This is a genomic window from Komagataeibacter kakiaceti JCM 25156 (assembly GCF_000613305.1).
The window spans coordinates 1-1,067 of the sequence record NZ_BAIO01000673.1 but is presented as its reverse complement, the minus strand read 5'-3'; the positions used below and the strand labels follow the sequence as shown (position 1 = coordinate 1,067).

Below are 1,067 nucleotides of genomic sequence, written 5' to 3'. Positions count from 1 at the left end.
CGGGCCAGCGGTTTTGCGCGCCGGGGGGGAATGAATTTCCGTGCCGGTCAGCGCCGCCTCCCCCTTGTCATATGCCGTGGCACTCCCTATGTTCGGAAGTGCAGGAGGGGCTTGCCCCTTGGCTATGGCGATAAACGGCGCGTGGAATAAGTGTTGTGGACCCGGGGGCGGTACCCGGCGTCTCCACCAGCTTTCCCCCAATAGGGGAATATGGGGACGAAACAGGCTCGACACGCATGGTAAAGACCCGCCTTTTGCCCGGCATTGTACCACCGTTATCGGGCTAAATCACAAGTGCCAACGATAACTCTGAGGTGCTCGCTGTCGCTGCATAAGCGATAAGCGCGGTTCGGGAGGGCACCGGGCAACAGAAGCCCTCCCACTTCATTTTCCTCGTGTATCCGTTCTTCACGCCGTGGCGGCGCGGGTGGCGCGCTATCGCTATCCGCTTCGTGAAGAAACGCGCCGTGCCTGTGGCTTGCCATGGGGGCGGGTTTGACGCACAGCTTGGTCCTGTGGCACGGCGTGGTCCGAACCCGCATGTCTGCAAAAATCCGCTCCGGTCGTGAATGTCCGGGCGGATCTTACGGAGAAGTCCGAAATGTCCGATGATCATGACGAGGAAAACGGTTTTGACGCCGCCATCCCCGACAGCTCATGCCCTATGATTCCTGGATCGAGGGAGCATACCGTCAGGTCATGTTGCGCGCGCTGGATTACGCCGCCGAACACGGCCTGCCGGGCGATCATCATTTCTACCTGACATTCCGGACCGACTGGCCGGGCGTGGAGATGCCCGGCCACCTGCGCGCCCAGTACCCGCATGAGATCACCATCGTCCTGCAACACAAGTTCTGGGGCCTGAAGGTGGATCACGCGCAGGGCACCATATCGGTCGGGCTGTCGTTTGGGGGCATTCCCTCCACGCTGGTCATTCCCGTGGCGGCCATTTCCGCCTTTGCAGATCCGCATATCCGTCTCGCCCTGCGCTTTACCGTGCCCGAGCAGCCGCCCGTGGCCGCCGCGCCGGAAAACGTGGTGCCGGTGCAGGCGCCTGAAGCCGGGGC

At 62.4% G+C, this 1,067-nt stretch carries 1 other RNA gene and 1 pseudogene; both read left to right on the top strand.

From position 1 onward, the window contains the following. Positions 1–60: 60 nt before the first annotated feature. Positions 61–384: a transfer-messenger RNA gene (gene ssrA, locus JCM25156_RS28235) on the top strand. Positions 385–601: 217 nt separating this feature from the next. Then, positions 602–1,067: pseudogene (locus tag JCM25156_RS25945) on the top strand (SspB family protein); the annotation flags it as partial.